Raw genomic sequence first — 26591 nt, 5'->3', positions numbered from 1 at the left:
CCGACGACCGCCCGTGAACACGGGCGGAGGAATGAGCGGTGACCCTCGCGGGCGTACGGTCTCGACGCGGCGCGGGGAGGTGCGGGACGTGCCGGAGGTGCGCAGTGCAACGGCGAACGCGCACCGGGCTCCACGGTCAGGAGCGGATGCCAGAGGCTAGCAGCGGAGTTGACGCGTTGGCTGGGCGTTTGGCCCGTATCCGCCGGTAATTATCCTGCTGTTTACTTGGTTCGATCGCATGCGTCTCATACGTGCACTGCGACCCCCTCCGTCACGGTCAAACGTAGCCAGATCTACGCCTTGATTACGCCGAGGTGAAAGTCACCGCATTCTTCACAGTCCCCCTGCTGAACCTGTGATTCCGCGACAAGCATGACCCTCATGCCTTACGACGGACCACCGGGTCCCTCGCCCCGAGAGGACCGGGACCATGCGGCCACCCTCATGGACGCAATGCGCGCGGCGCTCGCCCTGATCGACGATGTGGAGGCGCTCAGAGTCGAAAACCGCCAGCTCAGAGAGGCCCTGGAGGGACGCGCCCTGATCGAGCGCGCCAAGGGCATGCTCATGGCCCGCCGCGGCTGCGACGAGGCCACCGCCTTCGAGATGCTCGTGACCCTCTCCCGCGAGCAGCGGCGCAAGGTGCGGGCGGTGGCGGCGGACTTCGCGGACAACGCCGGGATCCAGCCGCTCACGTGAAGCGCGCGAGGTGGTGCGATCCGGCCGACGGCCGTAGTCGTGCCATCACCTCCCGTGACGCGTCCCGCTGCCCGCGCCGGGCCGTCCGGAGCCAGTGCCCGAGGGGTGGATATGCAGGTGAAAGGCACTCTGAAACCTTGGTATTGTTGTCCATGTCGCCGCGGGGAACACCCCCGGTCAGGCGGCAGACACCTGGTCCGGGTGGCGGAATGGCAGACGCGCTAGCTTGAGGTGCTAGTGCCCTTTATCGGGCGTGGGGGTTCAAGTCCCCCCTCGGACACCAGTGAGACCCCTGCTCAGCAGGGGTCTTTTGCGTTCTGGATGCGGTGGCGTCAGGACAACGCCGCGCGGGTGTCCCGTCGGAACGCCCACTCCATGGTCGGCTCCACCGCGAAGCGGAAGACTCGCCGTACGGGCGGTGTGCACAGCACGGTCACGATCGCCGCGGCCCCGACCGTGACGGTGATCTCGCCGAGCGGCCCGTGGATCCAGGCGGGGGAGTACCAGCCCCAGAACTTCGACCCCTGGGCGACGAAGCCGTGCAGCAGGTAGCCGTACAAGGTGCCCGCGCCCAGTGCGGTGAACCACAGGCGGCGACCCGGCACCCAGGCCAGGAAGCAGGCGACCAGGACCATCGAGCAGCCGAACACGGTCAGCGTCATCACCGGCCCGTACCAGGCGGGGGCGCCCAGCTCCTGGGCACTGTCGCGGTGGAAGAACCAGGCTCCGGTCATCCGCGGCACCGCCCAGTACGACGCGGCGAGCGCACAGACGAACACCGGCACGGCCAGGACGCGCACCTTCCAGCGTCGTACCAGCCGGAAGTGCTCCGGCCGCAGGCACAGGCCGACCACGAAGTACGGCAGGAACTGCAGCACCCGCTGCAGATCAAGGTCGTTGCCGATGGACGGGGAGACGGTCGCCAGCATCGCGACGACGAGCGCCGCAAGCAGCGGCCGGCGCAGCTTCAGCCAGAGCGGGGTGGTCAGCCGCCAGATGAACAGCGCCACCAGGAACCACGTCAGATACAAGGGGTCCAGGATGGTGATCGGCCGGTCCGGGACACCGTCGGTCCAGCGGGTGAAGAGCGTGTACGCCGTCTCGAAGACCACATACGGAACGGCGACGCCGGTCACCAGTCGTCTGATCTTCGCCGGGCTCGCGTCGAAACCACGGGAGAAGTAGCCGGAGATCACGATGAACGCCGGCATGTGGAAGGCGTAGACGAGGTTGTAGAGCGCGGTGACGGTCCGGCTGCCGTCGCGCAGCGGCTCCCACGCGTGGCCCATCGCCACCAGCACGATCGCCAGATACTTCGCGTTGTCGAAGTAGGCGTCGCGCTGCTTCACCCGCCCTTGCTGCACACCGCGTGGGGAACCTGCGCTCTCTGATGCGTGTCTTACCTGAGTTACGGCTGTGGTCTGGGGGTGGGACATCCCACGCGCCTCACCGGTTCTGCGCGACGTAAACCAGAGGAGACGAAGCAGACAAGCCGGGGGCGCCGCAGCTCAGGTGAGAGGCCGGATCAGAGGTCGAACTCGTGGGGCGGCAGGTCGAGGGTGAAGCACGCCTCCCGCACCACGGCCTGCTCCGTCTTGTCGAAGTCGCCGTCGGCGCCGCCGATGACGATGCCGATCTGGATGACGGCACGGGCCTCGGCGGGCTTCTTCTTCGCCTTGGCGATCTCCTGCAGCACGCTGACCTTGCCGAAGGCGAAGTCCGTGGTCAGCTTGTTCAGGTTCTCCTCGAAGCGGCGGCGCAGGTCGTCGGCGGGGAAGTTCTGCAGGACCTCGTTGGTGGCGATCAACTGGGCCACGCGCTGCCGCTCGGCCGGGTCGATGGTGCCGTCGGCGGCGGCGACCAGGGCGCACATCGCCATGCTGGCGTCGCGGAAGGCCCCGCTCTTCAGGTCGTTCTTCTTCGCCACGAGCTGGGTCTGCATCGTCGACGCGGATTCCTTGATGCGGTCCCACAGGGCCATGAGAACTCCATGTGTTCGGTGTCGTAAGAGATCTACAGCACCGTGGAAACTCGTGGCGCGGAGGATAAGTTCCGGACGTTCCGGGAGAGTTCACTTCCGCGTGCCGCCGGAAAATCCGGTGCCCTGCCCCCTCCGCGTTCCCTACACTCGCCACGCACCGTGCGTCGCCGTGACGTGCGGGACGAGTGAGGAGGACGGCCGTGCGTGACTGCACCGATGTCGTCGTCCCCTGCTCGCTGTTCGAGGTGATCCTCGTGTCCTCGTCCGTCCGGTGCCCGCTGCGCGGCCGGTACCGGATGCCCGTGACGAACGTCTGACGCGACCGCCGTATTCACCGGCGCCCGTGGTCGCGCCCGTTCGCCGGGGAATCGCGCTGCCCTGTTCCGATCATCGCCGATGATCAGCGATCACCAGAAAGGCCGACGGGCCGTGCGCACCAACCTCAACTCCCTCGCCGTCGTTCGCAACCTCGGCATCCTCGCCCACGTCGACGCGGGCAAGACCACCGTCACCGAGCGGATCCTGTACGCCACCGGGACCACGCACCGGCGCGGTGAGGTCCACGACGGCACCACCATCACCGACTTCGATCCGCAGGAGCGCGATCGCGGGATCACCATCTTCGCCGCGGCGGTCAGCTGCGCCTGGGACGGTCATCGGATCAACCTCATCGACACCCCAGGCCATGTGGACTTCGCCGACGAGGTGGAGCGCTCGCTGCGGGTGCTCGACGGTGCGGTCGCGGTGTTCGACGCCGTCGCCGGGGTCGAGCCGCAGAGCGAGTCCGTGTGGCGGCAGGCCGACCGGCACGGGGTGCCGAGGATCGCGTTCGTCAACAAGCTGGACCGCGCGGGTGCCGACCTCGACGCGGCCGTCGACTCGATCCGCGAGCGACTGCATCCGGCACCGCTGGTGGTGCAGTTGCCGATCGGTGCGGAGGACGGGTTCCGGGGTGTCGTCGACCTCGTCCGCATGCGGGCGCTGGTCTGGGCGGACGGCGTCGACACGGCCGTGGGGAGTCCGGTGCCGGAGGAACTGCGGGCCGAGGCGCAGCGGCGTCGGCGGCTGCTGGAGGAGGCGGTGGCCGAGTTGCACCCCGGCGCACTGGAGGAGTTCTGCCTCCACGGGGCTCTCTCGCCTCAGACCCTTGCCGCCGCGCTGCGTGACCTGACCCACAGCGGCGAGGGTGTCGTCGTCCTGTGCGGCTCGGCGTACCGCAACCGTGGCATCGAACCGCTGCTCGACGCCATGGTCTCGTATCTGCCCTCGCCGCTCGACGTGCCCGCCGTACAAGGGACGTTCGACGGTACGGAGCAGGAGCGGGCGGCCGATCCGGCGGCGCCGTTCGCGGCGCTGGCGTTCAAGGTGAACGCCACCCCGACGGGGCGGCTGACGTATCTGCGGGTGTATTCGGGAACGATCGAGAAGGGAGACGCCGTGTGGGACGCGGGCGCGCGCCGCACCGAGCGGATCGGGCGGATCCTGCGTGTGCAGGCGGACCGGCACGCGCATGTGGACCGTGCGGTCGCCGGGGACATCGTCGCCGTGGTCGGGCTGAAGTCCGCCCGCACCGGCTCGACCCTGTGCGCCCCCGGCGCGCCGATCGTGCTCGAACCGCCGGGCGTCGCCGAGCCGGTCGTCTCCGTGGCCGTCGAGGCCCGCAGATCCACCGATGCCGACAAGCTGGCCTCGGCACTCGCACGCCTGGCCGAGGAGGACCCCTCGCTGGTCGTGCGGACCGACCCCGAGACCGGCCAGACGGTGCTGTCCGGGATGGGGGAACTGCACCTGGAGGTCGCGGCGGAGAAGCTCCGGCGCGCCCACGGGGTGGAGGTCAACGTCGGCCGTCCGAGGGTGAGTTACCGCGAGACGGTCGGCCGCGGGGTGTCCGGTGTGGTCTTCCGGCACGTCAAACAGGACGGCGGAGCAGGGCAGTTCGCGCATGTCGTCCTGGATGTCGAGCCCCTCGACGACGGCTTCGAGTTCCGCTCGGCCGTCGTCGGCGGCCGGGTGCCGCAGGAGTACGTCCGCGCGGTCGAGGCCGGCTGCCGGGACGCCCTCGCCGAGGGACCGCTCGGCGGTCACCCGGTGACCGGACTGCGCGTGTCCCTCACCGACGGGGCGACCCACGTGAAGGACTCCTCGGAGACCGCCTTCCGCACGGCGGGCAAGCTCGGTCTGCGGGAGGCTCTGCGAGCCTGCGCGATGGTCCTCCTGGAACCGGTCGTCGAGGTGACGGTCACCGTCCCGGAGGACGCCGTCGGCGGAGTCCTCGGCGACCTGGCCGCCCGCCGCGGCCGGGTCTCGGGCTCGGCCACCCACGGCGGCGCGGCGTCCGTCACGGCCACCGTCCCGCTGGCCGAACTCTTCGGCTACGCAACCCGGTTGCGCAGCCGAACCCAGGGCCGCGGCACCTTCACGACCCGCCCGACGGGCTACGCACCGGCGCAGGGCGTGACCGTGGTCCGCTGAACAGCGTGGCGGCCCCTCCCGCAATGTGGGGTGGGGCCGTCCCGGCTCGGGGATACGTCACGATCCGTGGAGGGTGCGGTGGATGGTCTTGAGGTCGGCGCGCCGGTCGCGTTGGGGACGGGCCGGTAGGGCCGTTGTCGTGCTGGGCGCAGGGGCGTGGCGCGTTCATGGCCCGTGCGGCGGGTTAGGCGTGGGCGAGGGCCGCGGTCGTGGTCTGGTGACGGGCGTGGCGGCCTCTCCCGTATGGGGGCGGGGTCGCCACGGCTCGGGGATACGTCACGACCCGTGGAGGGTGTGGGCGATGCCCCTGACGTCGGCCACCGCCCCCGCGGCCGCGGCACCTTCACGACCCGCCCGACGCGCGACGCGCCGAACCCGGCCCCGACCGTCGTTTGGCGAACGAGGCACGGCGGCCCCTCCCCGTACCCGGGCGGGGCCGCCCCGGCTCACGGATACGACACCACTGTGGACGGCACCGTCGAGGTGCCCGATGTCGGTGCGCCCGTGTCGTTGATGACGTGTTCGTACTGGCCTTTTCCGCCCAGGGAGACCACCAGCAGGTTGTGGAAGCGCACATCGGGGCGGTTCGGGGCGGCGAAGCCGTTGTGCTGGACGATCGTCGGGTCGACGTTGTAGTAGCAGTAACTGCCCAGGCCCCAGCCCTCGTGCGCGGTGACGCCGTCGCCGACCTTGTAGGCCGCGTAGCCCCTCACCGAGCCGTTCTGGATCGCGGCCTGGTTCGGGGCGTCGTAGGCCTTCTCGTTCTGGAAGAAGATCGTGCGGCCCCGCTGGCCGTACCACTGCACGTCGTACTTGTTGAAGTGCTCCACGAACAGGCCGGTGCACAGCACGTCGTCGCCGTTCACGACGATTCCGTAGTCGGCGCGGTTGGTGTCCCAGCCGACGCCGGTGCCGTGGTCGGCGCGCCATACCCAGGTGTGGTCGACGATGGTGTGCCGGCTGTTGATCACCATGCTGGTGGTGGCCTTTCCGGCGCCCGCGCCGCCGATGCGGACGAACACGTCCTGCACGGTGGTCGGGTTGGCGGAGTGGTCCCGCCAGGCGCCGCGCGGGCCGATCTCCAACAGGGTGGGGGAGTTGACCGGTCCGGCGTCGATCAGGAATCCGGCCAGGCGCACGCCGTCGACGTCGGCCACGCGCAGGGCGGTAACTCCGTTGTCGGGTACGAGAGTTGCGTAGCCCAGGCCCAGGACGACCGTGTTGGCGCGGTTCACCTGGATCGGCTGGTCGAGGTGGTAGATCCCCGGTGTCAGCAGCAGGTGAAGTCCTTGTGCCAGCGCCTGGTTGAGGGTGGCCGCGGATGCGCCCGGCTTGGCGACGTAGAACTGGGACAGCGGGAGTGAGGTGCCTCGCGGGGTGCCGTTGCCCCAGGTGACACCGCGGGCGTTCGTCCGCTTCTCCGGCAGGAAGACGCGGAGGTCGGAGGCGCCGCCGAGGTACAGGAAGGGCTTCTCGCGGGAGACCGGGGTGGTGTCCAGTGTGGTGTACGGCGGGTTCGGGAAGCTCTGCGCCGGGGCGCCCTCGACGCCGGAGAACACCATGTTCCAGACGCCGTTGAGCCAGCTCCCGATCGCGCTGTCCCGGGTGTACCACTGCTGCTGGGAGTACGGGCCGACCTGGCCGTCGATACGGCTGTCGGCGATGTAGCCGCCGCTCGCCCAGCCGTAACCCGTGGGCGAGAGGTTGACGCCGCCGCGGACGTGCATACGGCGGAACGGGGCCGCCTGCGCGACCGCCCACCGGTTGGTGCCGTTCGCCGGGACGAGGGCCAGGTTCTCCGCCGAGCGCCAGAAGTTCTGCGTCGCGTTGCCGTTGAACCAGCCCGCGTCGACCGTGACGTCTCCGTTGATGGTCGTGTCGTCGGGGGAGAGGCCCAGCCCTGCGATCGAGGTGTAGAAGCCGAGTTGGGCGTTGAGGCCGTTGTAGGTACCGGGCTTGAACAGCAGTGCGTAGCGGCCGGTGCCGAACTGGGCCGACTCCTGCTGTTTGAACACCTCGTCGAGCTTGGCCTGGATGCCAGGGGTGGAGGGGTCGAAGACCAGGACGTTCGGGCCGAGGTCGCCGCCGCCGGGGAGGAGTCGCGGCTTCTTGGCCGAGGGGGTGGCCAAGGCGCGGCCGGACAGGGCCAGCACAGCGGGAGCGACTGCGCCGAGGACGGTTCTGCGGCCCATGGCGGGCAGGCCGGAGTCAGGCAGGGGCATGGGGCGGCTCTCCTGTTCAGGAAGTGAACGAGGTGGGGTTTGGGAGCGCTCTCTCGCCGCTGAATGCTTCAACTGCCCGAACGGCTGCGTCAAGAGGTGTGGCCGGAAAGGGTTGCCGTACCCCTTGACGAGCCCATCCCTTGAGGTTTAACTCACGTCCTAAATTAAGTCATGAGTGCAATCCCTGAAGGGACACCGGGAGCCATGCGCAGCATCCGAGCCGCGGCCGTAGGCGCCGTCACCATGTCACTCGCCCTTGCCGCCTCGGCCTGCGGAGGCGGTTCGTCGACGGGCGGAGGGTCCGACGACTCGCCGAAGACGCTCACGTACTGGGCCTCCAACCAGGGCGCGAGCATCGCCGTCGACAAGAAGGTCCTGCAGCCCGAGCTCGACAAGTTCGAGAGGCAGACGGGCATCAAGGTGAAACTGGAGGTCGTCCCCTGGTCGGATCTGCTCAACCGGATCCTCACCGCGACCACCTCCGGCCAGGGCCCCGACGTCCTCAACATCGGCAACACCTGGAGCGCCTCCCTGCAGGCCACCGGCGCCCTGCTGCCCTGGGACGCCAAGAACTTCACGAAGATCGGCGGCAAGGACCGCTTCGTGGACTCCGCACTCGGCTCGACGGGAGCGGCGGGCCAGGACCCTGCGGCCGTACCGCTGTACTCGATGGCCTACGCCCTCTACTACAACAAGGAGATCTTCGCCGACGCGGGCATCTCCAAGCCGCCGGCCACCTGGGACGAACTGGTCGCGGACGGCAAGAAGATCAAGGCGAAGGGCAAGTCACCGCTCGGCGCCGAGGGAGCCAACCTCGCGGAGAACATCCACCACGTCTTCGTCTTCGCCAAGCAGCACGGCGCCGACTTCTTCACCGCGGACGGCAAGCCCGACTTCACCAGCGACGGCGTGGTCACCGCGGTCAAGCAGTACGTCGACCTGATGGCCAAGGACAAGGTCATCCCGGCCGGCGACGCCGAGTACGCGCAGAACCAGTCCGTCAGCGACTTCGCCAAGGGCAAGCAGGCCATGCTGCTGTGGCAGTCCGCCGCCGCCAACCTCAAGTCCCAGGGGATGAGCGAGAGTTCGTACGGCATCGCGCCGGTACCCGTGCAGTCCGGCACCCCCGGCACAGGCACCCAGGTCAACTCGATGGTCGCCGGCATCAACCTCGCCGTCTTCAAGAACACCCACAACCTCGACGGCGCCACGAAGTTCGTGAAGTTCATGACCAGCGACGCCGAGCAGAAGATCCTCAACACGGCGTACAGCTCGATCCCGCCGGTGAAGGCCGCCCAGTCGGATGCCGCGTTCAACAGCGCGTCCAACTCCGTGCTGAAGCAGACCCTCGCGACGAGCGCCGCCGCGCTGCCGCAGGTGGCCGACGAGTCGCAGTTCGAGACGGCGGTCGGTACGGCGGTCAAGGACCTGTTCGCGGAGGCGGCGGCCGGGCGCGCGGTGACCACCGGCTCGGTGAAGGCGGCGCTCGAGAAGGCCCAGCAGCAGATGCCGGCGAAGTGATCCGATGACGACCACCGCCCTCAAGGAGCCTTCGGTGAGCGGGAGTTCCTCCGGGGCGGCGGCGCGCGAACCGCGTGGCCGCCGCTCCGGCCGGGTCCGCCGTATCGGACTCCCTTACCTGCTTCTGCTGCCCGCCCTGATCCTCGAACTCCTGGTCCACCTCGTGCCGATGGTCATCGGCATCGTGATGAGCTTCAAGGAGCTCACGCAGTTCTACATCCGGGACTGGGGCAGCGCGCCCTGGTCCGGCCTCGGCAACTACAAGGTCTCGGTGGACTTCGACGCCCCCGTCGGCGAGGCGCTGCTGCACTCCTTCTTCGTCACCGTCGCCTTCACCCTGCTCTCGGTCGGCCTGTGCTGGCTGATCGGCACGGCGGCCGCGGTCTTCATGCAGGACACCTTCCGCGGCCGCGGCCTGCTGCGGGCGCTGTTCCTGGTGCCGTACGCCCTACCGGTCTACGCGGCCGTCATCACCTGGGTGTTCATGTTCCAGCACGACAACGGCCTGGTGAACCACGTCCTGCACGACCAGCTGCACCTGACCGACAAGCCGTCCTTCTGGCTGATCGGCGACAACAGCTTCTACGCGCTGCTCACCGTGTCGGTGTGGAAGGGCTGGCCGTTCGCCTTCCTGATCGTCATGGCCGGCCTGCAGAACATCCCGCGCGAGCTGTACGAGGCGGCCGCCCTGGACGGTGCCGGGATGTGGCAGCAGATCCGCCGCATCACGCTGCCGTCCCTGCGCCCCGTGAACCAGGTCCTGGTCCTGGTTCTCTTCCTGTGGACCTTCAACGACTTCAACACACCGTACGTCCTGTTCGGGAAGGCCGCGCCCGAGGCCGCGGACCTCATCTCGGTCCACATCTACCAGGCGTCCTTCGTCACCTGGAACTTCGGCACGGGCTCCGCGATGTCCGTACTGCTGCTGCTCTTCCTGCTGGTGGTGACGGGCGCGTATCTGGCGCTCACCTCGCGCGGACGGAGGACGGCCGATGTCTGAGGCCCAGAGGCTGAAGTCGCCCATGGCGCCGCCGAGTTCCTTCCTCTGGTCCCGGCGGATCTTCCTCATCCTGCTCACCGGCTTCGTCCTGGTGCCGGTGTACGTCATGGTGTCCAGCTCGCTGAAGCCCCTCGCCGACGTCACGGGCAAGTTCCGCTGGCTGCCCAGCGGTCTCACGGTCCGCCCGTACATCGACATCTGGTCGACGGTCCCGCTGGCGCGCTACTTCGTGAACTCGCTGATCGTGGCGGGTACGGCGACCGTCTGCTCGGTGGTGATCGCGGTGTTCGCCGCCTACGCCGTCAGCCGCTACGACTTCCGCGGCAAACGGATCTTCACGGTCACCGTCCTGTCCACGCAGATGTTCCCGGGCATCCTCTTCCTGCTCCCGCTGTTCCTCCTCTACGTCAACATCGGCAACGCCACGGGCATCGCCCTGTTCGGCTCCCGCGGCGGTCTGATCCTCACGTACCTCACCTTCTCCCTCCCCTTCTCGATCTGGATGCTGATCGGGTACTTCGACTCCGTGCCGCGCGACCTGGACGAGGCGGCGCTGGTGGACGGCTGCGGACCGCTGGGCGCGCTGCTGCGGATCGTCGTACCGGCCGCGATCCCCGGCATCGTCGCCGTCGCCGTCTACGCGTTCATGACCGCGTGGGGCGAGGTGCTCTTCGCCTCCGTCATGACCAACGACACCACCCGCACGCTCGCCGTCGGCCTCCAGGGCTACTCCACCCTCAACGACGTCTACTGGAACCAGATCATGGCCGCCTCGCTGGTCGTCAGCGTGCCCGTGGTGGCCGGCTTCCTGCTGCTGCAGCGCTATCTCGTCGCCGGGCTGACGGCGGGAGCCGTCAAGTGAGCCGTCGGGAAACCAACTCCACCGATTCCGAAGGGACTTCCGTGTCCGACCGCATCGACCTCGCCGCCTTCCCGCCCGACTTCCTGTGGGGCACGGCCACAGCGGCCTACCAGATCGAGGGCGCCGTCGCGGAGGATGGCCGCTCCCCGTCGATCTGGGACACCTTCTCCCACACGCCCGGCAAGGTCGCGGGCAACGACAACGGAGACGTGGCCTGCGACCACTACCACCGCTGGCGCGAGGACATCGGCCTGATGCGACAACTGGGCACGAACGCCTACCGGTTGTCGATCGCATGGCCGAGGGTGATGCCGGACGGGGACGGACCGGTGAACCCCAAGGGCCTCGCCTTCTACGACAAGTTGATCGACGGCCTGCTGGCGGCGGGTATCACGCCGTTCGTCACCCTCTACCACTGGGACCTGCCGCAGACCCTCCAGGACCGCGGGGGCTGGCCCGAGCGGGACACCGCGCAGGCCTTCGCCGAATACGCCTCGGTCGTCGCCGCACGTCTCGGCGACCGCGTGTCGCACTGGGCCACTCTCAACGAACCCCTGTGCTCGGCCTGGATCGGCCACCTGGAAGGCAGGATGGCCCCCGGCCTGACCGACCTGACGGCCGCCGTCCGCGCCTCCTACCACCTGCTCCTGGGCCACGGCCTCGGCACCGAAGCGATCCGCGCCGCGGTCCCGTCCGCGCAGGTCGGCCTCGTCACCAACCTCTCCACGGTGCACCCCGCCACCGACCGCGACGAGGACGTGCGGGCCGCCCACCGACAGGACGGCCACGTCAACCGCTGGTGGCTGGACCCGGTGTACGGCCGCGGGTTCCCGGCCGACATGCGCGAGGTGTACGGCGTCGACCTCCCCGAGCAGGAGGGCGACCTGGCGACGATCGCCGCCCCGCTCGACTGGCACGGCCTGAACTACTACATGCCGGCGACAGTCGCCGACGACCCCGCGGCCCCGCCGCCCCACGTGCGCTCGGTCCGCCGCCTCGGCATCCCGCGCACCGGCATGGACTGGGAGATCGACGCGAACGGCATCGAGACGCTCCTGCTCCGCCTCACCGAGGAGTACGGCGCCCGGCGCCTGTACGTCACCGAGAACGGCTCCGCCTACCCCGACGTCGTACGCCCGGACGGCACCGTCGACGACCCCGAGCGCCAGGACTACCTGGAGCGGCACCTCGCGGCCTGCGCATCTGCGGCCCGCAAGGGCGCCCCGCTGGCCGGTTACTTCGCCTGGTCGCTTCTCGACAACTTCGAGTGGGCGTACGGCTACGACAAGCGGTTCGGGCTGGTGCACGTGGACTATCGGACGCAGGTGCGGACGATCAAGGGCAGCGGACACCGCTACGCCGAGATCGTCCGCGCTCACCGGGGCCGTATCCGCGAGGCGGCCTGAGACAGGACTTCTGTGCCGGACCCGGGCGCGGGAGCCCGGGTCCGGCACAGGCGCGGTCGCCCCGGCATGGGCATTTTGCCGAGTCGTGCACGCATGTGCGGCTGCCGCGAGCGCGTCGGCGTGGGACGATGATGTGACGAGGATCACCCTATGAGGGGGTGTGCGCGTCATGGCCACATCGGAAAAAGCGCCCAGCGCGGGAACCAAACCGGGACTGAAGCGCGAGATCGGCTTCATCGGCCTCATCTGGGCCTCGGAGGGATCGATCATCGGATCCGGGTGGCTGTTCGGCGCCCAGGGTGCCCTGGCGGCGGCCGGGCCGGCGGCGATCATCTCCTGGGCCATCGGCGGCGTGGCGATCCTCATCCTGGCGCTGGTGCACGCCGAGCTCGGCGGAATGTATCCGGTGTCGGGCGGAACCGCCCGCTTCCCGCACTACGCCTACGGCGGCGCCGCCGGTGCCTCCTTCGGCTGGTTCTCCTGGCTGCAGGCCGCCACGGTGGCCCCCATCGAGGTGCTGGCCATGATCACGTACGGCCAGCACTACTCCTGGGCGCACGGCTGGGAGAAGATCAAGGGCGGCGAGCATGTCCTGACCGGGTCCGGCATCGCCGTCGCGGTCGGGCTGATGGCGGTCATCACGGCGATCAACTTCCTCAGCATCCGGCTGCTGGCCCGCACCAACAGCGCGGCGACCTGGTGGAAGGTCGGCGTACCGCTGCTGACGATCTTCGTCTTCGCCATCGCGACATTCCACACGGGCAACTTCACCGCGGCCGACGGATTCAACCCCTACGGCGCCAAGGGCATCCTGTCCGCCGTGTCCACCAGCGGCATCATCTTCGCCCTGCTGGGCTTCGAGCAGGCCGACCAGCTGGCCGGTGAGAGCGCCCATCCCAAGCGGGACATCCCGCGGGCGGTGATCGGATCGATCATCCTCGGCATCATCATCTACATCCTCCTGCAGGTCGTCTTCCTCGCCGCACTCCCCGCGGGCCAGATCGGCCATACCTGGGCCGATTCCGCCTTCAACGCCCTGAGCGGACCGTTCGCCCAGGTCGCCACGCTGATCAGCCTGGGCTGGCTGGCCACGATCCTCTATCTCGACGCGGTGATCTCCCCCGGCGGCACCGGCCTGATCTACATCACCGGCTCCTCCCGGGTCTCCTACGGCCTCAGCCGCAACGGCTACGTGCCGTCCGCGTTCGAGAAGACCAACGGGCGCGGTGTCCCCTGGGTCGGCCTGATCACCGCCTTCGTGATCGGCTGCATCTGCTTCCTGCCGTTCCCGAGCTGGCGCTCCCTGGTCGGACTGATCACCAGCGCGAGCGTGCTGATGTACGCGGGCGCGCCGCTGTCCTTCGGTGTGTTCCGCAACCGGCTGCCCGACGCGCACCGCCCCTACCGGCTGCCCGGCGGCAGCTGGATGTCACCGCTCGCCTTCATCGTCGCCAACCTGCTGATCCTCTGGTCGGGCTGGACGACCGACTGGAAGCTCGGCGTCGCCATCCTCATCGGTTACGTCATCCTGGTCGCCAACCGGGTGTTCAAGATGAACCCGATCACGCCGCAGCTGGACCTGCGCGCCGCGCAGTGGCTGCCGGTCTATCTGGTCGGCATGGGGCTGATCGTCTACCTGAGCGACTTCGGACCCCTGAAGCACCCGTGGTTCCCGCTGTGGTGGGACATGCTGGTCACCGCGGGCTTCAGCCTCATCATCTATTACTGGGCCATGGCGGTCGCCCTGCCGGCCGAGAAGATCCAGTACATGATCGACCAGGTCGTCGTCCCGGAGGAGGAAGAGATCCTCTGAGCGGGGCGAGGAGAGCGGACGGGAGGCGAAGCACGCCCACTGAATGTGGTGTGTCCGGGCGCTCTGGTTGAACTCGCGTGCGGTCGTCTCCAAGTACTACGCGGCATTGCCTGGCAGGTGCGTGGTACTACGCGGATTCGAGAGGCTACTGCCCAGCACAGTGCGGATCCATGCGACCGCCTGCTCGGGAGGCGCGTGCGTGTCGATGCCGAGGACGTGGACTGCGCCGAGGCCACCACGAGGGCCGTCGATGCGCAGGGTGCGGTGGGCGTGTCCGCCGGGTCGAGGATGGATGATCACCGCGTCCGGGGCGTCGGCAGGGGCGTAGCCCGCGCTGTAGGTGAGGAGCTGGTGGACGTCGGCGGCGCTGACGCCGTGACGGTCGTAGCGCTTGTACTTGGCGTCCACCGGCAGCAGTATGCGGTCCCCTGGCTCCCGCCCGGGGAGGCTGAGCAGGGCATCGGGCCGGAATGACGAGGCGGTGCCGAGGTCTCCGCGGACGGTGATGCGGTTCCCGCCGCTGCTGGGGACGGCCTGGCCGCGGTCGGCAGCGACAGCCTGGGCGGCGAGGCGGCGTACCACTGCTTCCCAGAGGGCGGGCATCGGCAGCAGAAGCCCGTCCGCCGTGGTGCCTTCGTCGGTGAGCAGGTCGGTCACGCCTCCTCCGCGCAGGACCAGGCGGGCCCAGGTGTGGGCGGGCCGGTAGCGGGCGTTCAGACGCGTGTAGCGCATACGGTCCAGGGCGCGGAGGGCCGCCTCCGGCGTGGCGGCGCGGGGGAACGCGCCGGCGATGCCGTGCAGGTCGCGGGCCAGGTCGGAGCGGGCGGTGAGCGTGAGCGCGGCCCGCAGCGCGGACCCGAGGACGCGGTTGTCCCAGATGTCCGTCTCCCGGTCGAAGGTGCGCAGACACAGCCGGTCGAGCTGTCCGTAGCGGCGCGTCGCCTGGGCCGCGAAGTCCAGGCGTCCGCGGAGCACCGGTTCGAGGCTCTGGCGGCGTACGTAGTCGCGGCGCAGCCCCTCACGCACCAGCTTCTCGCACTGCTCCAGCAGGGCCGCGGCCACGAGTTCGGCATAGCCCTCGGGGCCGGTGGACCAACGCCGTACCGTCGTCGGGACAGGCGCGGGCGCGCCCAGGGCGTACGCGAGCCAGATCATGAGCCGCTCGCCCGGGATGGCGAACTTGGGTTCTACGACGAGCCGGATGTGGTCCAGGACCAGGACGCCGACGGTCGAGTCGGCCTTGAGCCGCCACCCGGACCGGTCCGCATCCAGGGCGAGGCAACCGCGTGCCTGGAGGGCGCGAAGACGATCGACGTTCCGGTCGGTGAGCTGGTCCCAGCCCAGCCGTGTGGACTCGTACTCGCTGAGGCGGACCTCGGTGCGGTCAGGCATCGGGATTCGGCTTGCCGCTGGTGAACTCGGTTGCCAGGGCGGTGGCGAGATCCTGCGGGGACATGAGCGCGGGGCGTCCCGTCTCCGCATCGACGAGGTCCCCGAGGATGCGGTGCAGCAGGTCGGCCCGGCCGAGGCAGTAGTCCTCCAGAAGCGGGATCACGTCGTGGTGGAAGGCGGCGGCGAGGTCCTCCTCGGTCGCGATCGGCTCCCCGTCGCGGAGGAGGTAGGCATGCCCGAGCCGGTGATCGGCGTCGAGGTGCCTGCTGATGCGGGTGTTGAGGGACTCGAAGAACGCGGCGAGGTCCAGGGGGCCGACTGTGCCGGACACGGCGTCGGGATCGGGATCGACGGGCAAGAAGGCGAAGCGGCGGCGCACCGCGGCGTCCAGGTGGCTGATGCTCCGGTCCGCGGTGTTCATCGTCCCGATGATGCGGATGTTCGGCGGCACGGAGAAGCTTCGCCCGCTGACGGGCAGGTCGAGCGGCAGGCCTCGCTTGTCGAGTTCCAGCAATGTGATCAACTCACCGAAGATGCGCGGCAGATCGCCGCGGTTGATCTCATCGATGATCAGCAGGAACGTCTGCTCGGGCTGTTCGGCGGCACGGCGGCAAAGGGCTTGGAACAGACCGTCGGTGAGGGAGAGCGTCAGGCCGGAGCCGGTGGCGCTGAGGTCGGGTTTGAAGCCTTCGACGAAGTCCTCGTAGCCGTAGGAGGGATGGAAGGTCACCATGCGGACCTGGTCTCCGCCGAGGACATCGGACTGGGCCGGGGCGCGTTGGGCGGGCTCGCAGTTGATCATCTCCGCGCGTCCGGCCAGGGCGAGGGCGGTGCTGAGAGCGAGTCGGGTCTTGCCGGTTCCCGGCGGTCCGTGGAGGATCACCTGGCCCTTGCGCTTGAGGGCGTCCAGTACGGTCTGTACGTCCGCGGGGACCGTGTCCGGTGGGGTCACCTGCGAGGTGGAACCGATCTGGTGCGCGGTGAGCCTGGTGAACAGGGTCGGGTCCACCTTGGCGAAGGTGGACCGCCATCCGCGCTGCGGCTTAGCCAGCCTCTGTGCGTGGGAGACGTCCCAGCTCACGGGAACGACATGCTGGTACTCCGGCCGGTCCGGCAGGAAGTGGTAGCTCCCGGTGACCGTGCCGGTGGCCAGGATCTCGTCCATGCCGCGGTTGGCGACGATCCGGTCGCCCGCCTCCAGATCCCGGAAAGCCAGCAGCCGCCGCGCGGTCGTCAGACTGCCGCCGCTGCCGCGTGGCCAGTGCGCGTCGAGGGCCGCTTTGAGCTCGGTGTCGGTCTGGAACGCGCTGAGGTCGCCGAGTTCGTCCCACCCCACGCAGATGAATCCACCGGCACGGCATTCCTCCCACAACCGGCCCCGCTCACCTGGGGCGATCTTCCAGATCGTGCGCAGCCGGGGGCGTGGATCGAACTCCTCGTAGAGGAAGGTCATCACCTCGTACTCGCTCCAGCCCTCGAACTCGGGCCGGGACCGCACGAGTTCCAGCAGCCTGCGGTTGCTGCGCCAGGCCGGGGAGTCGGCCGGCGCCGTACCACCGAGCAGGGCGAGGAACCTCCGTATGTGTTCGGCGGAGTACACGGGCAGGAAGTGCTCGGGGAAATAGGTGGCCAGCGACTTGGTCACCAACGCCGGCCCGAACCGCAGTACTTCCAGGTCGTCCAGTGCGTCGAAGTCCGCTGCCGACACCGCCTCGAAGGCTTGGACGAACTGCCCACGCAACTGCTCCCACGCCTCCTGCGGCTCCAGGCCGCGTAGAGGGGCCGCCATCCGCCATTCGCCGGAGTTGTGGCGGTAAATGATGTGCTTCGCCGCACTGCCGCCCCGGATACTGCCCAGGCTCGGCGTGCCGAACTCCATCAGCCGGCAGTACGTCGTCCCCGACCCGGAAGGATCCACACCCAGCGCGTAGCGCTCCAAGGTCAGGCTCGCCCAGTCCTCCAAGGGGAACTGCCCCAGCACCTGCTTCCGCTCGCCCGCGGCAGAGGCCTCTTCCTCGGCCACGGCGCTCCGGTCGAACCCTGCCGCTGCCGTCCACACGTCCAACCCGTCGGTCATGATGAATGAGCCTCACGTCAGCTTGCGAGTAGCGGTTCCAGGAACCGGCTGGGTGTCCCGTGCCAGAAGATCGCCAGCGAGTCGCGTGAACGGGTGGCCGCGACGAACAGGAGGGAGCGGGCCCGCTGCAGTTCACGCCGGTATCGCAGGGCGTCCGTGCGCTGCATACCGATCACCTCGGCACGAGGTACGAGACCTTCGCTGACTCCGGCGATGATCATGCGCTGATACTCGAGTCCCTTGAACCGGAACATCGTGCCGATGTGCACACCCTCGTCGCCGCGCGGCCCGTCCGGACCGATCTCCACCGCGCGGATGCCGGACTGGGCCAGGGCCATGGCGACTTGCTGAGCCATGGCGTTGGTGGGCACGCAGATGGCGATCTGCTCCGGCGGGATGTCGTCCCACTCGGAGATCAGCTCGGTGATCGCCTCGCGTTCGGCTTCCCAGTCGGTGCTCGGGTGGAGTTCGGGCAGGGCCCCGCTCAGTACGGACCGGTACCCGGCCAGGTTCTCCTCGTTGCCGTCGAGGTCGTCGAACGATTCACCGCTCAACACGCCGAGTGCCGAGCCGAGGATCTGCCTCGTGGTCCGGTAGCTGAGGGTGAGCCTGGCGGACCGTCCGCGGATGTTGATGCCGAGACTGCCCAAGGTCACCTGGTTGTTGTAGATGCGCTGGTGGGTGTCGCCGACGAGGAAGATGTCGTTGCGGTCTCTGGCGGCCATGGCGCGGAGCATCTTCCAGTGCCCGGGCCGGAGGTCCTGGGCCTCGTCCACGACGATGTGCCGGTAGCGGTGGCGGAGCCATCCCGCGGAACCGTCCTGGAGATGGATGTTGTCCAGGCCGTCATGCTCCGCACGCTGCTGTTCGACAGCCTGGATCCGCCGCTCGCGCTCCATCTCCAGCCGTGCGGCCCGTTCGGCGACCTGTGCCCACGTCTGCCGTCCGAGACGGTCCAGTCGCTGGGTGAACTTCTCGGCCAGCTGCCAGATTTCGGCCCGTTCGGGCCGGGTGATGTTCCTGCCCCGGCCGGCGCGGCGGGCACGGAAGTAGTCGGTGCGGGACGCGACCGCCTGGCCCAGGATCACCTGGGTCCACTCGTCGTGGAGGAATTCGGCGTCCCAGGCTGTCTCGCCGAGTTCGTCGAGCATGGCGCGCCACTCGCGAAGCACTTGGTTGTCGTCGATCGTCTGCTTGGTGCTGCCGGGCTCGGCCTCCCGGACCACGCGCAGCGCCAGTTGGTCGACATGGCTGATGTCCACGCGTGACAGCAGCTGCTCGCCACCGAGTTCCAGCAGCCGCGCCCGGAGGTCCGCCGCGAGGTTCTTGTTGTACGTGGTCAGCAGCACCTGCTTGTTGCGACCCTGGGGGAGTTGCTCGACCAGGTGCTTCACGCGGTGCAGGGCGACGATGGTCTTGCCCGTCCCCGGGCCGCCGCCGACGCGGGCCGGGCCCGAGTAGTCCCGCTCGACCAGCTTGGACTGGGTGGGGTGCAGGAAGACCTTCCAGCGCCCGAAGTCCTCGCCCTCCAGGGCCTCGCGCAGCGCCTCGTCCGTGGTCGTGACCATCGTTGCCGGGCGTTCGGCGGCGGTCCTGAAGTCCTCGGTGTCGACCGGCTCGGGCGCCGCGACCGGGGCCGTCACCTGCTCCAGGACGTAGTCGTACGACTTGCCGTCGAAGAGGTAGAGCAGGATCTCGCCCGTCAGCTGGGGTGCGTACTCGATGAGCCCGAGCAGCTGCTCCTCGGTGGTGAGGGTGCGGATCACCGGTACGAGCGGCTCGGCCACACCGAGGTCTGTGAGCTGCTGGTCCGAGAAGTGCGCGAACAACGGTTCCGGTTGCGGGAGTTCGGGTTGGACGCGGGGCGTCGGCTCAGGCTGCGCGGGTGCCGTCCGCCTGAGGACGCTCTCCTCGACGACCTGCAGGTCGACGTACTCGATGGCACCGGTGACCTGGTTGATGCCGTAGGAGAGGCGGTCGAGGTTCTCGTAGACCTCTTTGCGGTGCTTTACGGAGACGATCAGCCAGTCGCTGTCGGCGAGATGCAGCAGCAGGGCGCGGTACTCGTCGTTCACGCGCGCGGACCACAGTCTGCTGTCGCCCTTCAGCTGCTTCAGCTGGAGACCTGTGGCCTGCGGATTCGCCTTGAACTTGTGCTGGAAGTCGTAGAGGGCGCCCTTGACCGAGCGGGGGAGCTTGAGGATCTCCTTGTCGGCCTTGTCGAGCAGACGCAGGGTCACACTCGCGGTGTTCATCGGTGGGGCTCCCCGTGGGTCGTTCCGGTGGTTCCGTCTTCTTGCTGATCACGATTCCTGCCGGGCGCGGATGGTTGCACCGTCAGCCGTTCCGCCAGTTCCCTGGCGGTCCATTCGCTCGCGGGGCGTACGTCCCATCCCGCGTCGGCGAATGCGGCGTCCCGGTCCTGGGCCTCGTAGTCCGGTTCGGAGCCGACGGGGCGGGGAGCGAGCACTACACCGATCTTGCGGTCCGGCCAGGCGAGTTCGGCCAGCCAGCCGCGGTCGTCGAGCTCGAAGCCGTCGACGGGTGCGGGTGCCGCCATCGAGGCGAGTGCGACCGCCAGCAGCTGGAGTCCGGGCTCGTCCGGATCGAGGTACTCCAGCACGGTGTCCCAGGCAGAGCCGTCCGACGTGGTTCCGTTCGGCTCCTGTGCGGCCGGTGCCGGTTCAGGAGCGTCACGGACGCCTGGCTGCTCGACAGGCTCTTCGGTGTCGATCCCGAGATCGATCCGGGTGGAGGCGAGCCACCCGGAGCCGCCGGTCACCGCGAGGGTGTCGGCCGAGAAGCCGTCCAGCAGACTCGTGGTCAGCTGGGCACTGTCGCCTCCGCCGTGCTCCAGGAACTGCAGCAGATTGCTCCAGTACAGCCACGCCCGCCAGCGCTTCCGGTGGTTGTCCGTGTCCGCGACGGCCGCCGGGCCGTCGTCCAGCACGGTGGCGGCCGTCCACGCGGGCGGCTTGTGCCGGGCGTCCGCCACAGCCGTCACGGCACAGCCCGACCGGTCCACCGCGGCGAGGATGCGCAGGGGCCCGCCCCGGCCCTGGGGCGGCGTACCGTGCAGAGCCGCCGTGAGCTGGGGGCCCACGGCCTCCTCGGAGACGGCCGCCATGTGCGGCCGGGTCCCGGTGAGGCCTGCCACGACCGCTTCCGCGCGTGCCAGCCATGCATCGGCGTCAGGAGCGCGCAAGTAGGAGAGCAACAGATCCGCCGGGTTGATCCAGACGGTGTGGGCGAGCTCGCCGGGCAGGCCGCCCCGCACCTCGTCATAGTACTTCCGGGCCTGTTGTGTGCCGAGGTCTCCGTACGGCTCCCAGACCGGATCCGTCGGCCCGGCGGCGTAGCCGGTGTCGCGCACCCGGGTGCGCCACTCCTTCACGTCGAAGTACGTGAGCTGGAAGACCCGCAGGCCCTCGGCGCGCAACCGGGTGCGCTTGTCGGCGTCGTCGGCCAGCCGGTTGTGCTTGAGGGTGGCGTGGAACTCGTAGCCGTCGAGGTAGAGCGCGAGTCGAGGTCCGGGGGCGTCGAGGCGCTCAAAGAGGACGTCCGGACGCGTCCCGTCCAGCGCCCGCTGCTGAGAAACGCGCCAGCTGAGTGTGCTGCCGTCCGCGCCGGTCAGCCGGAGATCCAGCGAGTACGTACCGGCCGAGGTCGTGTACGCGTCGGCGCTGGCGCGCGAGTCGGGATGCTTCGCCCAGTCCTTGAGCGTCTCGATGAACATGACCTCGAGGTCGCTCTCGGCCTGCCGTTCCAGGGGGATCTGGTGGGTGGCGGTCACCGGCGAGGTCTTCCATCGCTCACCGGACTTGCCGAGCAACTCGTCGAGCATCTGGCGGACTTCGTTGCGGCTCACCCGGTCGTAGTCGCTCGCCGGGACGCGGCGGAGAAGGCACCGATGGCAGCCGTCCATGCCCTTCTCGATGCAGGGGCAGCTCTCGATGACCTCGCGTGCCTTGAGCAGCACCTCCCGGAATCCGTCGGCCGAGGCCAGTCGGTGGAGGTATCCCGTGCCGCCCGGCAGCCGGTCGTAGACGACGAGGAAGCGCCGGGGCCAGTCGGCGTCGCCGCCGTCGGGCATGGAGGCGGAGGCGATGTCGATGTGGTCGGGATCGCCGCCGTACCGCGCGGCGATGCCCACGAACAGAGCCGCGGTGAACGACGCCAGCCGCTCCTTGGCGCGGGCGACCGACGCGGGAAGCAGGATGCGCACGGCTTCAGTGGCCAACTCGTGGGCGAGCAGCAGCGGCACGTCCTGACCCTTGCCCTGCTGGTCGCCCGCGTCCCGTGTCTTGCGGCGCGGGCACCACAGCAGATGGTGGGCGCTCGCCTTGTTGCTGGCGGCCAGGGACTCCGTGAGTGCGCCCGAGGGCTGGTCGACGACGGGGCGTCCGTCGGCGGTGGCGCCGCCGCAACTCGTGCACACGTAGAAGGGGTTGAGCCGGACATCGTCCCCCGCGACGGGCACGGTGCTGCTGCCGTCCTGCCGGTCGAGCCCCAGGTTCAGGGTTCTGATGACGGCGCGTCTGGTGAAGTCGATGCCGAAGACGGCCGTTTGATGCCGCCACGAGCCGGGTGCCAGATGCACCGGATCGATGTCGACGGTCGTGAGCATCGCGTAGCGGCGGCGGTCCCGCTCGTCCTTGTCGTCCCGGACCCTGGCGTCGTCACGTTTGTCGCGGGCGATGACCCGCTTGGGCTCCATGACGAACTGGACGCAACCCGCGTCGGCGATCTCCCGTCCGCCGCAGCGCGGACACGGCGAGGTGTCCGTCCTGGCGTTGTCGGTGCGGACGTAGCCGCACGCCGGGCAGAGCCGCCACACGGACCAGGCGCGTCGGTCCGGGCTGCCGATGTCCAGGGCGCGTACGACGTGCCGGTAGCCGTTGACGTAGAAGCTGTTTCCCGGGGCGAGTTCGGAGAGGGACAGCCTGCGGGAGCGCTCGTAGTCCCGTACTTCGCTGCGGTACGTCTTCTTCGAGCCGGCGGCCTCGGCGTCGCCGTCCTCGGTCTCCTCGGTCCAGTAGAGGGTGGCTTCCAGCTGGGTCGTCGTGTCGGCGAGGCTGTAGTTCGGCAGGAGACCGAGATCCACGAGCGCGCCGTGGGCACTGGTCTGGCTCAGTTCGCGCAGCAGGTCGCCGGTGGCGCGGCGCTCGGCCAGCAACTCCCGGTATTCGCGGTCCTGTTCGGGATCGGAGCGCACGAGTGCGTCCATCGCGCTGTCGATGGCCGCGATGCGCCGCCGCAGTTCTTCACGCCGGCCGGTCCAGTCTTCTTCGGCTTCCTGGAGGGCCCGGACGATGCCGCCCATGGCGTAGGTGCGTAGTTGGTCTGCGGCGTGATCGGAGACTCCCGAGCCGTCCGGCCCACCGACGGGGAACAGGCCAAGGAAGTCTTCGACCAGACGCGCACCTTGGGTGAGCGCGGCGTCCGCCAGGTCCTGGCACCATCCGGTGGTGCCGAAGAGCGCCGACACGAGCCGCGGCGCGGGCTGGAGCTGCTCCCCGTCCGCCGTGGTGAGTGAGCCGCGGGCCGCGAGATCCAGCAGATGGGCCGTGTACTGGCGGCGCAGGATCTCCACCGCGGACAGATAGCAGCCGGGCGGCACGATGTCGCCGGCGATCATCTCCCGTGGCTCGTCGAGGTAGTAGAGGTCGCGGGCGCGTCGGCCGCCGAACGCGACCACCAGCGCGTTGCCCGTCTTCCGGCCCGCTCGTCCGGCCCGCTGCACATAGTTCGCCGGACCCTTCGGAAGGGAGCCGAGGAGGACGGCCGACAAGTCGCCGATGTCGATGCCGAGTTCGAGCGTGGGCGTGCAGGAGAGCACGTTCGGGTCCGTGTAGTGAGTGCCCTCGCGGAACGTCCGCTCGACGCGTTCGCGCTGGGGACGGGTGAGCATACCTGTGTGCTCCGCCGTGACCACGCGGAACGTGCCGCCCGTCAGGTACAGCCGCCGGTAGTAGTCGTTCTGGTAGTCGCGCTCCCGGGAGCCGCCGAAGCTGCCGGACGTGCTGGTGACGCTGACGGACACGTCGGCCGGCGGAGGCCGCAATATCCCCGGGCAGCGGTAGCGCGGGCACGGATGCCCGTACCAGCGGGTCCTGCGCTCGGGCAGCACCACCTGCTCCCAGCCGCAGTCCGCGCAGCTGACGAACGCCTTGTTGACCACGTCGTCGTCCAGCAGGCGTACCTCGATGTGCCCTGGCTGCAGGCCGTACACCTTGGTGGTCCGGTCCTGCGCCGTACGCACCGCGAGCACATGCTCCTCCGCCAGCACGGGCAGCAGCCGGCGCAGGTATTCGCTCGCGCCCGCCGCGTCCAGACCGAGGCACCGCCGGGCCCAGTCCTGATACCAGCCGAGCCTGCCGGTGGCCGCGTCGAAGGTCGACTTCTCCTTCGGCCCGTCCAGGAGGAACCGCGGAGCCGCGACGCCGTCCGGGAACGCCGGCATGCCGTCCGGACGCCCTCCCCACACCTTGAAGCGCGTGACGCCCGCGTCCCGCATCCAGGGCTCCAGCCACCGGTGCCGGACGCCACCGCGCTGCCGTACCCGCTCCAACAGCCCGCGCACGAACGCCAGATAGCGCTCGGGCGTCGGCAGCCCGCCCACCGCGACCAGCTGACCGGGAAGCGACAGATGCAGATCGCGGGCGAGCGCGGTGAGGCGCTCCGGCTCCCCGATGACGACCTCGGCGGCGGTGGTCCGGGTGAGTTCCAGGGTCCGCCCCTGACGCGAGCGCAGACCGAACTCCATGACGGTGGCGAACGCCAGCCGCTCACCGATGAGTTTCCAGGTACGGGCGTCACCCGTGCCCCGCCCGGACAGCAGCCGGTCCACGCCGGGCTCGTCGTGCAGGTCGGGCGGCACCACGGCGGCCAGCGCCTGCGGGTCGTCGACGGAGTCGAGCACGTTCCCGATCAGGTCGTTGAGCGCCAGTGGCTCCGGGGAGTCGTCGAGGGCGTGCGCGAGCAGCGACCGCAGGGAGAACTTGTACGAGGCGTTGGCCACATAACCCGCCCGGTGCGCGGCGTCCTGCGTCGAGTCGTTGAAGAGCAGCGTCTTGCGCTCCTCCGGGACGAGCGCTATGTCCCCGCCCGTGAACAGCTGGGTGACAGTGGCGGAGGCCAGGGCGGCGAGCGATGTACCGAGGAAGCGGATTCCGTTGTCCGTGCTGCAGGCCGGGCAGCGGTCGTCGACGGCCGCCCGGTCCCCCGACTTCTTGTCGGTGACGGCCAGCGCGAACCAGCCGTCCTGCAGTTCGTCGCGGTCCGCGGTCGTCGGCAGCCGGTACGTCCCCTGGGCGCCGTCCAGTACGACGACCGAGAGCGGGTCGACGCCGCTTCCCGAGGACGCCTTGGCGCCGGTGAGGGCGCCGAGCGCCGCGTCCCGCTCGGCGGGCGTGGCGGCGATGAAGTAGCGGATACGCCGCTTGTCGCGCCCGATTCCCGCGCGCCACACCTTGTCCTGCGCCATCACCAACTGCTGCGGATCGGCTTCCGGAGACAGCGCGGCCCACCCGGACCGCCCGCAGTTGCGGCAGTAGACGGCGGGCAGATGTACGGCGGCGGGGCGCACCGTCGTGTCCGACCCGGGCTGTGCCTCTGCCCGCCGGGCGTCACCGGACGGCCACGACCCCGACGACCGCTCGTCCTCGTCACCGCCGGCGGGCGGCGCGGCAAGTGCCGCTCGGCGTGCCGCGGTCCGGTCGTCCTCGTACCAGCGGAATTCCGGTGTCGGCGCCACACCGCGCAGCACGCGCGTGACGGGCCGGACCCACAGGTGGGCCTCGATGTGCAGCAGGGGCCGAGGCCGCTTCTCGTCCGACTCGGGATCCCGAGCGGCGGACAGCAGCGCCACGAAACGCGACAGGGCCTGCAGCACGAGTCGCGGATTATCCCGTGCGGTGCGTGCCCACGCGTACCCGAACCGGTTCATCCGGTCCCGCAGCTCCCACTCGCCGAGCGGTTCACCGTCCAGGAGCGACAGCACACCGTGAGTGAAGTCGTGCCGCTTCAGCAGCCTGCCGAGCTGGAACGCGTCCAGCCCGCGCCGCCCGAGGAGCTTCTCCGCGAGCCCGTCGAGGTCCAGCAGGTCCGGGCGGGCTTCGACCCCGGGGCCGCCGGAGAAGTCGATGACCTCCTTCGGCGTGGGTGGCACGGGCAGCTCATAGTCCACATCTCCGGTGAACTGCCCTGCGGACATGCGCTCTTCACCGATCACGGCATCGGGCGCGAACGGCATCCCGAACACCTGGGCCGCGACGTCGAGGATCCCGCCGTCCCGATCGCCGGGGCCGCCCTCACCAAGGGTCGCGGATGTCGCCACCGGACAGATCGCCCCGAGCGGCTGACCCGGCCTGCTCTGCCCGGTGGCCGAGGCCAGCCGGCGCAGCAGCATCGCGACATCGGTGCCCTGCGCCCCGTCGTACGTGTGGAACTCGTCGAGCACCACGAAGGTGATGTCGGCGCCGTCCCACAGCGGTTGGTCCTCGCCGCGCTGCAGCAGCAGGTCGAGCATCTTGTAGTTGGTGATCAGCACGTCGGGGGGCGCGAGCCGCATCTCCTCGCGCCGGGTCAGCACCCGCCGGAAGTCGGTGTCCGGCCGGTCACCGATGTAGAGCCCGGCGGTGACCTGGGCGAGCTCCGGCTGCGCGAGATACTCGCCGATACGCCCGGCCTGGTCGGTGGCGAGCGCGTTCATCGGGTACAGCAGCACCGCCTTTATGCCGCTTTTCCCGCGTGCCTTCTCCCGGCGGCAGTGGTCGAGCACGGGCACGAGGAAGGACTCCGTCTTGCCGGAGCCGGTCCCGGTGGTGATGAGCGTGGGCCGCGCCGGACCGTGCAGAGTACTCAGCCGCTCCCACGCCTTGGCCTGGTGTCGGTACGGCGGAAAGCCGGGCGCCCACTCGAGATGCCGCTGCCAGCCGTCGTCGGCCTTGTGGAAGGGCGTCCTGATCCGCAGATAGGGACCTCGGAAGATGCCCGTCTCGGGGTGCCCGAGGAAGCGCTCCAACGCCAGGCGCGTGTCTCCGTCGGTGAGGGCGTATGTCGTCGTGAGGTATTGGATCAAGCTGCCGCGGACCTGTGCGGCGGCCAGGGTCGGCCTCACGACGTACTCCTTCGTCCCCAGGATG

14 protein-coding genes and 1 tRNA gene are annotated in these 26591 nt (G+C 69.5%); 8 read left to right on the top strand and 7 right to left on the bottom strand.

The window, feature by feature from the left end; translation table 11 throughout:
• Positions 1 to 381 precede the first annotated feature (381 nt).
• Complete coding sequence (locus ACWDAG_RS02390; protein ID WP_450693694.1) at positions 382 to 699, top strand: ANTAR domain-containing response regulator; 318 nt, start codon at positions 382 to 384, stop codon at positions 697 to 699.
• A gap of 195 nt (positions 700 to 894) precedes the next feature.
• Positions 895 to 982, top strand: a tRNA-Leu gene (locus ACWDAG_RS02385).
• Between the two features lie 49 nt (positions 983 to 1031).
• Here ACWDAG_RS02385 and ACWDAG_RS02380 read toward each other — a convergent pair.
• Both ACWDAG_RS02380 and ACWDAG_RS02375 read right to left on the bottom strand, forming a co-directional pair.
• Entirely contained in the window at positions 1032 to 2135 is a 1104-nt protein-coding gene (locus tag ACWDAG_RS02380; RefSeq protein ID WP_450693693.1) for an acyltransferase family protein, read from the bottom strand.
• 89 nt (positions 2136 to 2224) lie between these two features.
• Positions 2225 to 2680: a tellurite resistance TerB family protein gene (locus tag ACWDAG_RS02375; RefSeq protein ID WP_266962873.1), complete on the bottom strand. Its 456-nt coding sequence runs from the start codon at positions 2678 to 2680 to the stop codon at positions 2225 to 2227.
• Between the two features lie 396 nt (positions 2681 to 3076).
• On the opposite strand from ACWDAG_RS02375, the gene fusA reads away from it, so the two are divergent.
• A complete protein-coding gene (gene fusA / locus ACWDAG_RS02370; protein ID WP_450693692.1) occupies positions 3077 to 5152 on the top strand; it encodes an elongation factor G in 2076 nt (691 codons plus the stop codon).
• Between the two features lie 446 nt (positions 5153 to 5598).
• On the opposite strand, the gene ACWDAG_RS02365 is transcribed toward fusA, so the two are convergent.
• Positions 5599 to 7374, bottom strand: a complete 1776-nt coding sequence (locus ACWDAG_RS02365; RefSeq protein WP_450693691.1) for a coagulation factor 5/8 type domain-containing protein — start codon at positions 7372 to 7374, stop codon at positions 5599 to 5601.
• A 204-nt stretch (positions 7375 to 7578) separates the two neighbouring features.
• Between ACWDAG_RS02365 and ACWDAG_RS02360 the strand changes: the two genes are divergently transcribed.
• The 5 genes from ACWDAG_RS02360 to ACWDAG_RS02340 all read left to right on the top strand — a co-directional run bounded on the left by ACWDAG_RS02360 (position 7579) and on the right by ACWDAG_RS02340 (position 13976).
• Positions 7579 to 8895, top strand: a complete 1317-nt coding sequence (locus ACWDAG_RS02360) for an ABC transporter substrate-binding protein (RefSeq protein ID WP_450693690.1) — start codon at positions 7579 to 7581, stop codon at positions 8893 to 8895.
• Positions 8896 to 8899: 4 nt separating this feature from the next.
• Positions 8900 to 9895, top strand: a complete 996-nt coding sequence (locus ACWDAG_RS02355) for a carbohydrate ABC transporter permease (protein WP_450693689.1) — start codon at positions 8900 to 8902, stop codon at positions 9893 to 9895.
• Between the two features lie 22 nt (positions 9896 to 9917).
• The gene (locus ACWDAG_RS02350; protein ID WP_450693942.1) at positions 9918 to 10757 is read left to right on the top strand and encodes a carbohydrate ABC transporter permease; all 840 of its coding nucleotides are present in this window, start codon (positions 9918 to 9920) and stop codon (positions 10755 to 10757) included.
• Between the two features lie 41 nt (positions 10758 to 10798).
• Positions 10799 to 12163: a GH1 family beta-glucosidase gene (locus ACWDAG_RS02345; protein ID WP_450693688.1), complete on the top strand. Its 1365-nt coding sequence runs from the start codon at positions 10799 to 10801 to the stop codon at positions 12161 to 12163.
• 169 nt (positions 12164 to 12332) lie between these two features.
• Positions 12333 to 13976, top strand: coding sequence for an APC family permease (locus ACWDAG_RS02340; protein ID WP_450693687.1), 1644 nt, complete (start codon positions 12333 to 12335; stop codon positions 13974 to 13976).
• A gap of 96 nt (positions 13977 to 14072) precedes the next feature.
• Here ACWDAG_RS02340 and ACWDAG_RS02335 read toward each other — a convergent pair whose 3' ends face one another.
• From ACWDAG_RS02335 to ACWDAG_RS02320, 4 genes are read right to left on the bottom strand one after another with little or no spacing between them, the layout of a single operon-like run.
• A complete protein-coding gene (locus ACWDAG_RS02335) occupies positions 14073 to 15368 on the bottom strand; it encodes an McrC family protein (RefSeq protein ID WP_450693686.1) in 1296 nt (431 codons plus the stop codon).
• The gene (locus tag ACWDAG_RS02330) at positions 15361 to 17445 is read right to left on the bottom strand and encodes an AAA family ATPase (RefSeq protein ID WP_450693685.1); all 2085 of its coding nucleotides are present in this window, start codon (positions 17443 to 17445) and stop codon (positions 15361 to 15363) included. The genes ACWDAG_RS02335 and ACWDAG_RS02330 overlap by 8 nt, the downstream gene beginning before the upstream one ends.
• Positions 17446 to 17462: 17 nt before the next feature.
• Complete coding sequence (locus ACWDAG_RS02325; protein ID WP_450693684.1) at positions 17463 to 19700, bottom strand: UvrD-helicase domain-containing protein; 2238 nt, start codon at positions 19698 to 19700, stop codon at positions 17463 to 17465.
• A complete protein-coding gene (locus ACWDAG_RS02320) occupies positions 19697 to 26566 on the bottom strand; it encodes a DEAD/DEAH box helicase (RefSeq protein ID WP_450693683.1) in 6870 nt (2289 codons plus the stop codon). Before ACWDAG_RS02320 ends, ACWDAG_RS02325 begins: the two co-directional genes overlap by 4 nt.
• Positions 26567 to 26591 lie beyond the last annotated feature (25 nt).

The organism is Streptomyces sp. NPDC001157 (genome assembly GCF_053598255.1).
Note: the sequence above shows the minus strand (reverse complement) of the source record. Positions and strands in the feature narration are given on the sequence as shown.